The 7,975-nt window shown below is 44.5% G+C and carries 7 protein-coding genes; 5 read left to right on the top strand and 2 right to left on the bottom strand.

The window, feature by feature from the left end; genetic code table 11:
* The 5 genes from ccoG to B3O33_RS06750 all read left to right on the top strand — a co-directional run.
* On the top strand, window positions 1-1,083 hold a 1,083-nt coding region (gene ccoG / locus B3O33_RS06770; protein ID WP_292363255.1), incomplete at its 5' end, for a cytochrome c oxidase accessory protein CcoG.
* Complete coding sequence (locus B3O33_RS06765) at window positions 1,083-1,586, top strand: FixH family protein (protein ID WP_292361698.1); 504 nt, start codon at window positions 1,083-1,085, stop codon at window positions 1,584-1,586. The genes ccoG and B3O33_RS06765, both read left to right, overlap by 1 nt.
* Before the next feature lie 30 nt (window positions 1,587-1,616).
* Entirely contained in the window at window positions 1,617-4,073 is a 2,457-nt protein-coding gene (locus B3O33_RS06760; RefSeq protein WP_292363254.1) for a heavy metal translocating P-type ATPase, read from the top strand.
* A gap of 33 nt (window positions 4,074-4,106) precedes the next feature.
* The gene (ccoS, locus tag B3O33_RS06755; RefSeq protein WP_414673276.1) at window positions 4,107-4,286 is read left to right on the top strand and encodes a cbb3-type cytochrome oxidase assembly protein CcoS; all 180 of its coding nucleotides are present in this window, start codon (window positions 4,107-4,109) and stop codon (window positions 4,284-4,286) included.
* 414 nt (window positions 4,287-4,700) lie between these two features.
* On the top strand, window positions 4,701-7,085 hold the full coding sequence (locus B3O33_RS06750; RefSeq protein ID WP_292361701.1) for an EAL domain-containing protein: 2,385 nt from the start codon (window positions 4,701-4,703) through the stop codon (window positions 7,083-7,085).
* On the opposite strand, the gene B3O33_RS06745 is transcribed toward B3O33_RS06750, so the two are convergent.
* Window positions 7,064-7,690, bottom strand: a complete 627-nt coding sequence (locus tag B3O33_RS06745; protein WP_292361702.1) for a lytic murein transglycosylase — start codon at window positions 7,688-7,690, stop codon at window positions 7,064-7,066. The two genes, B3O33_RS06750 and B3O33_RS06745, sit on opposite strands and share 22 nt — an antisense overlap.
* Window positions 7,691-7,702: 12 nt before the next feature.
* Window positions 7,703-7,975: D-aminoacyl-tRNA deacylase (dtd, locus tag B3O33_RS06740; protein ID WP_292363253.1), on the bottom strand; the 273-nt coding region annotated here is incomplete at its 5' end.

Genomic DNA, 7,975 nt, shown 5'->3' with positions numbered 1-7,975 from the left:
TTCTGTGGTTATTTCTGTTTTCAGACTGTCTGGACAGATGTTTTTACGTTTATCGAAACACGCATCGAAGGGGATACCCCTCAGAAGGCGATGAAATTTAAAAATGCGCCGGCCTCCATCAGCAAAATCTCACGTATTACTCTGAAGCACGGTCTTTGGTTGGCAATTGCCCTGTTAACAGGGGTATCGTTTGCTGCCTGGTTTACTGATGCTTACCAGCTCTGGCATGACTATTTCACTTTACAGGCTTCGTTGGTGGCTTGGATTGTATTAGGTATGTTTACCGTTGGTACCTATGTTTTTGCGGGTTTTATGCGAGAGCAGGTTTGTTTCTGGCTTTGTCCATACGCACGTTTACAGGGCGTAATGTATGATCAGGATACGGTGCTGCCAGCCTATGATGCCGAGCGTGGAGAGCCACGCGGTAAACTGAAAAAGGGGGCTGTTGATGCCACTAAAGGTAGCTGTATTGATTGCAAGGTGTGCGTGGCTGTGTGTCCGACCGGCATCGATATTCGTAAAGGCCAGCAAGAAGGCTGTATCACCTGTGGTATGTGTATTGACGCGTGTGACAGCATTATGGATAAGACCAATCAGCCTCGTGGATTGATTCGTTACGCATCCTATAAGGATTTACATCACAATGCTCAACCCGCTGCTTTATACAAGCGCCCAAGAGTTATCATTTACTCATTCATTTTAATGATGGCACTGTCGGGCGTCGGATATGGTTTTGCGACGCTTTCCACAACTGAATTTCAGGTGATTCATAACCGCCAACCTGTATTTGTCCAGCTCAGCGATGGGTCTATTCAAAACCGTTACACACTTAAAATGCTCAACAAGACGAATGAAAACATTGAGGTAGAATATGCCATCAGTGGTTTGGATGGAGCAACTTTGCATGGTATCGATCACAACGTTATTATCGAACCCGGTAAGGTTATTCCATTGCAGGCGCTAGTCAGAATTCCTGATGGAATGCTCAACAAAGATCTTGAGCATGTCACATTTATCGCGAATGTTATTTCAAATCCGGATATTTCTGTGCAATACGAAAGTATTTTTATGGGGCCGAAATGATGGCTATTTCACAAGACAATAATCAGGCATTAAAAAACCCGTGGGTTTTAGGTTTTTTAGCATTTTTATGCACCTTTGTAACCGTCAATATTATCTTTATTTATCTGGCATTCAGTTCGCCGCCTAATCTGGTGGTTGATAACTATTACGAGCGTGGTAAGAAGTATGCCCAGCAAGAGTTGCAAATGGAGCAGGAAAAAAAACTGGGCTGGAGCGGCGTTATTATGGCTCCGCCCAAAAGTCGGGTAAATCAACGTCAGGCCTATGAAGTGTTTATTCAGGGCAAAAACTCAACGGCAGTACAGTTGGACTCCGTTACCCTGTTTGCTTATCGTCCATCCGATATGCGTGAAGATTTTTCAGTTGAGATGAACCCAATAGGACTGGGTCGCTATGGCACCGATGTTGAATTTGGTTTGCCGGGAAACTGGGACATCATCGTTGAAGCCAAACGTGGTGAAGATGAATTTTTAATCACTCGACGTATTTTTATCGATCCTTAAATTCGTTAGTAACTGGTAAGTTGAAACTCATTGTCTGAAGCTACTACGCAAGTTAAAGCCTGCGATTGTTTTCACTGCGGGCTTCCCGTCAGGAATTCCGGTGAATTTGTTGCACAAATTCAGTCAACCACGCATGAGTTCTGTTGCCATGGTTGCAGAATGGCCTGCCAGACGATCTATGCTGCAGGTTTACAAAGCTTCTATAGCAAAACTCCAGAGGGCGAACGACTCGCCCCACCCCCCGATACTGCAAATGATTTCCATGCCTACGATCTCGATGAAATTCAGGCTGATTATGTCGACACCGTTGATGAAAAACGCACGATAAATCTGTTAATTGATGGCATTCATTGTGCAGCCTGCGTCTGGTTAATTGAGCATGCTTTATATAAATTGCCAGGTGTATTGGCGGCGGATGTGAATCTGACAGCAAAACGCTGTCGCATCTGTTGGGATAATCGCAAAACGTCCTTATCCATTTTAATGCAGCATTTAGCTGAGCTTGGTTATGCCGCTGTTCCATTTGATCCGGAAACGGCAGAAGGGGCATTGGCTAAGCGACACCGTGGATTAATCTATCGTATGGCATTTGCCGGGTTTGCGATGATGAACCTGATGTGGGTTTCGATTGCCCTTTATTCCGGTGCTGCTGAGGATGAGTTTCGAGACTTGTTTCATTGGGTTGGTTTTTTGATTGCTACTCCAACCTTACTTTACTCGGGTTATCCTTTTTTCCGACATTCAATCAGCGGATTACGCAGTCGTTATTTAACAATGGATTTACCGATTGCTATCGGTGCAACGGCCACTTATCTCTATTCTTCCTATATTACTTTTACTGGCTCAGTTGAAGGCGAAGTTTTCTTTGATACAGTCGTGAACTTTATATTTGTTATTCTGATTGGGCGTTATCTGGAAGCGCTTTCCAAACGCAATGCGTTATCAGCCACCCGTCGCATGCTCGAATTGCAGCCCAAACTGGCAACAGTCATTGAAGCAGGGATACAGAAAACAGTACCTATTCGTTCGGTTAAGGTCGGTGATTTGGTTTTAGTGCGGCCGGGTGAAAATATTCCAGTTGATGGCGTTGTGACAGATGGCGAGAGCGCCGTAGATGAATCGATGCTGACAGGGGAATCGCAACCTGTGCGCAAACAGGTAAACGACATGGTTGTCGCTGGAAGCATCAATAGTGAAGGTGCATTTGTGGTGAAAGCGCAGCAGGTATTACGCCATACTGCCTTAGCCAAAATAATCGCTTTGATGGATGAGGCACAAACTTCAAAAGCCCCCATTCAAACATTGGCAGACAAAATCGTGCCCTGGTTTGTCGTTATTACGCTGACGCTTGCAACGCTAACATTTGTATTCTGGGTTGGGAGTGATTTTGAAAAAGCCTTACTGGCCGCAGCCTCGGTTTTAGTGGTTACGTGTCCCTGTGCATTTGGTATGGCCACGCCAATGTCCATTGCTGTTGCCAGCGGAGTGGGGGCCAGCAATGGAATCCTGATCAAACAGGGTGTTGCATTGGAATCGTTATCCCGCGTAACACATTACGTGTTTGATAAAACCGGTACCTTGACTGAAGGACGACTTAAGCTGGTTGAACGAATTACCGCAGAAGGAATCTCCGAACAACAGTTACTGCAGATTGCGGCTTCGGCAGAGCAGCAATCCGAGCATGGTATTGCAAAAACGATTGTTTCAGCCGCTCAGCAATATGCCCTCCCGTTATTTGAGATATCTCAGTTTTATGCCTCTCCGGGAAGAGGCGTGGAAGCGCAGATTGAAGGCAATAAAATTATTGTTGGCACCGCGGATTGGATGCTTTCACATCAGGTTATTCTTAATAACGCCTGGCAGTTAAAAGTCGATCAGCTGGAGCAGCAAGGTATCAGTTGTGTGTTTGTCGCCAGCGAGAAAAAATTAATCGGCATATTAGGCCTGTTTGATACATTACGTGATGACGCCAAAGCCATGATTTCGGACATGTTAGCCAATGGTCTTAAAGTGACTGTGTTAAGCGGAGACCGACAGCAGGTAGTCAATTCAGTAACGGCCGACCTTGGAAATATTAAGCGCATGGCCGAGGTCTTGCCTGCTGATAAACGCCGGTTTATTCAACAATTACAACAACAGGGCGATTGTGTTGCCATGGTAGGGGATGGCATTAATGATTCGCCGGCATTGATTCAGGCTGATGTAGGCATTGCGCTGGCTTCCGGAACGGATGTATCTATTGAAAGTGCAGATATTGTTTTATCACACAATCAATTAAGTCAGGTTGCATTAGCGCGGCAATTGGCTACCCGGACGTTACGCACTATTCGCCAGAATATTGTATTATCGATCAGCTATAACGTGATTATGGTTCCATTAGCAATGATGGCATTAGTCAGTCCTTTACTGGCAGCAATCACGATGCCGATAAGTTCGTTACTTGTCATTGGTAATGCTGCCAGGATTAGTCGAATATTTAAGAGGTAGGCTATGGAGGTCATATACGGACTTTTACCCGGGATGTTATTACTGGGTTTAGTGGGAGTTGTGGTTTTTTTCTGGGCCGTTCGCAGTGGCCAATATGATGATATGGAAGGCGCCGCTAATCGAGTTTTGATGGAAGATGATAATCATTCAGAAGAAATCGAAGTGGAATCAGACGTGGAAAATACAAATAATAATGAGCATAAATCTGATTAAATTATTATTCCATCCGCAACCCCGTTTATGCCAACTAACAATGGCTTGGCAGCAGAACGGTACTTTAATATGAATGGGAGTATCAACGGATCATTAGCTGTAGTTGGCCTGCATATAATTGTGCTTTTATCCAGGAAAAATCATCAGAAAAGCAATCTTTATGCAGCTTTTATATGCCCCGACTGAACAGTGCTATGCCTTGTGCAACAGGGACACTAGTTAAGATAGCGAGATGGACCTTTTCCAGTATCAACAGTATGTCCGTCTCAGTAGCAAAGTTTGACTTAGCAAATTACAAAATGGAATGTATCTCCGATTCAAATCGGATGCTTTTGAGTTTTCATACCAGCTCCATGAACGAGTGTGAATTATATGAACAGGGAAAATATGTTTAAGCATTGGAGCATCCGGACCATGCTGAATTTATGGGCTGTTATTACGCTATTAATGGTATTGGTGATTGCTGGAATTTCCATTTCTGTATTCAGTCATTACAGATGGTTGATGATCTTTAGCAGTTTAATGATTGTTTTAGGAATAACCTGGTTTGTACTCAGCATGAAAGCGCGTATCAACCAGCCTATGCAGCGATTACGAAGTGCAATGCATGCCTTGTCAGAACAAAAATTTGATACCCGAATGTCAACCAGTAATGGTCAGAGTGAATTTAATTTACTTGCCAATGACTTTAATGTCTTTGCTGCACAAACCCAGGAGTTGATTGCAAAGCTGGATGAAACCAAGCATTCGCTCGAAATCCGTGAAACAAGGCTTCGAGCCATTCTTAACGGCGTCCCTGAAGCGATTCTGGCTATCCAGGCGGATGGATCAATTAGCTCATGCAATCCTGCTGCTGAACGAATATTACAAGCGAGTGAAAACCAATTAGCTGGACAGAATATTCTGCAGTTCATTGCCCCATCCGAGCACATTAAATCACTCAACGATATTGCTGAATCACAAAAAATTAATCGTGAATTTGAAGGGCGAAACTGGTACGGGGAGACTTTTTCCATGTGGTTGTCACTTCGCCCTTTATCACAATTTGACGATGATATCTGGGTTTGCGTGATTTCAGACATCAGTTCATGGAAGCGAACCAAGTTGGCGTTGGTGCAGACCAGCAATGAATTAAACGCCATTCTGGAAAACGCCATGGTGGGTATTGCCTTTATTAAAAACCGTCATATTATTCGGGTGAATAATAAATTCGAACAACTGTTTTTGTTTCCACGCGAAGATATTGAAGGTCAAAGCACACTTTGTCTTCATCCAAGCGAGGAAGCATTTAAGCGTTTCGGAGATCAGGCTTATAACGCCCTGTCTGAAGCAGAAAATTTTGAAGCCCAGGTCGAGATGAAAAGGGCCAATGGTGAGAAATTCTGGTGTGCTGTCGCCGGGCAAGTCATTGATCCTGAAAACCCGTCAGAGGGATCTATCTGGCTATATGAAGATGTTACCAATCAACGGCAAAATGAAGAAAGACTGACACGTTTAGCCAGCAGCGATATTCTGACCGGGTTGCCAAATCGTGGCGTGTTTAAAGATCGTCTAGAGCATGCCATTCATAAAGCACAACGGCAAAATGGTCGACTGGCAGTATTTTTCCTGGATCTGGATCACTTTAAACATATTAATGATTCGCTAGGCCACAAGGCAGGCGATATTTTACTTTGTGAGGTGGCGCGGCGAATTCGTTCCTGTGTTCGGGAGAGTGACACCGTAGCCAGGCTGGGTGGTGATGAATTTACCGTGATTCTGGAAGATATCAACTCAGCGCAATATGTCGGAAAGGTTGCTGAGAAAATTCTCAATACAACATCACTGCCCTATATGCTGGATAACATTGAAGTGAATATCAGTCCCAGTATTGGTATCAGTTTATATCCTGCGGATGGTCGTGATGTAGACATGCTGGTGAGAAATGCCGATGCGGCAATGTATTACGCCAAGAGTACAGGACGTAATAATTTTCAGTTTTATTCCTCAGAAATGAATGCACAGGCATCGCAGCGTCTGGCGATGGAAACCGCCCTGCGTCGTGCGGTTGAGTTGCAGGAGTTCTATTTGCAATTTCAACCGCAAATTGAACTTGAGACCGGTCGTGTTGCTGGTGCAGAGGTGTTATTACGCTGGCATACCGAACAATGGGGGGATGTGTCGCCCGCGATATTTGTGCCGGTGCTTGAAGATACGGGTTTGATCAGTACTGTGGGTGAATGGGTGTTAAAAAAAACCTGTGAAGCCTTCATGGCTAATTGTGATTATTTACCGGATGACTTCTTAATGGCTGTTAACCTTTCAGGGCGCCAGTTCAAAGGCAATCTGCTGGTTAACTTTATTCGTAATTTGCTGGAACAATCAGGTATGCCAGCAAAAAATCTGGAATTGGAAATCACCGAAAGCTTGTTAATGGAAAACACTGAGCAGGCTGTGCAAACCTTACGTGAATTAAGCTTGCTGGGTATCACGCTGGCAATTGATGACTTTGGTACGGGGTATTCTTCACTGTCTTATTTGAAGCAGTTTCCACTCAATGTGTTAAAAATTGATCGGACTTTTGTCCGTGATGTCACTGAAGACAGTGATGATGCGGCAATCGTTAATGCCATTTTGGCGATGTCTAACAGTCTTGCCTTGCAAGTTGTTGCGGAAGGGGTTGAAACGGCAGAGCAACTTGCATTTTTACGTAAGAGCCAGTGTAAACGTGCTCAGGGATTTTATTTCAGCAGGGCTATAAACTTAAACGAGCTGATGGAATATATAAAACAAAATGATCAAAAGGTCCGAGCTGTATAAGTCAGCACGGGCCTTTCTTCCGGATGCAGTCTGATGGTCAGTCCAAATGCAGGATAATGCCAGATTTCAGCTGCACTTTCTTCAGCTTCATCACTGATTTCATCGGGCTCACCAAAGCGATTACGAACCATCTCTGCATCTAGTCTCACGCTAGGGATATAGGTAATGGCGGTCGCCGGAGCAGACAATAAACGTTGTTTATCATCAAATGCCGGATCATAACGTCGTGCACCACTTGGCTGTAACTTCGCCGAAGCGGCCCGTGACGCCATGGATTTTAATTCATTGTCATCCAGCAATAGATTAACCACCACGCGAGCAGACAATCCCCCAAGATTGACGGATTCAAAAAAAGCTTCTGCAGTAATACGTTCGTTAACACTGATAAATAAAGCGACTTCCCCTGCTTCACGCCATAACTGCTGAATCTCGCCGTAGGAAGTGGTGCCTAAATGCACGCCCATTACTTCAATCTGTTCATCGGGCATAACCGTAATTTCCCACGGTTTTGGATCCGTCGGTTGCGGTGACGGAATCAGCATTAATGCAGCAATGCCAATGATGACTAAAGCTGTACCGAGTAAAAATTTGAGCAATATACGCATAAAAATCCGAAATTAATTAACGTGTAACCAAAAAGTGACCGGCCCGTCATTGGTCAGTGAAACCTGCATATCTGCACCAAACTGTCCCGACTCAACAGTCATTGAAAGATCTTGAGTCTGTGTCAACAGATAATCAAACTGTTTTTTGCCCTGTTCAGGGGGCGCTGCTGGGGTAAAGCTGGGGCGATTACCTTTGCGGGTATCCGCCGGCAAAGTAAATTGTGGCACCAGCAATAAATCGCCTTTTATATCCTGCAAACTTAAATTCATCTTATCGTCAGCATC

It is taken from the genome of Methylophaga sp. UBA1464, from assembly GCF_002325665.1.
GTDB lineage: Bacteria > Pseudomonadota > Gammaproteobacteria > Nitrosococcales > Methylophagaceae > Methylophaga.
This window is presented reverse-complemented; position numbering and strand designations above follow the sequence as displayed.

Coding starts and splice junctions, on each gene's coding strand:
- B3O33_RS06765 (WP_292361698.1), top strand. CDS start 1,083: ATGGCTATTTCACAAGACAATAATCAGGCATTAAAAAACCCGTGGGTT.
- B3O33_RS06750 (WP_292361701.1), top strand. CDS start 4,701: ATGCTGAATTTATGGGCTGTTATTACGCTATTAATGGTATTGGTGATT.
- B3O33_RS06745 (WP_292361702.1), bottom strand. CDS start 7,690: ATGCGTATATTGCTCAAATTTTTACTCGGTACAGCTTTAGTCATCATT.
- ccoS (WP_414673276.1), top strand. CDS start 4,107: ATGTTATTACTGGGTTTAGTGGGAGTTGTGGTTTTTTTCTGGGCCGTT.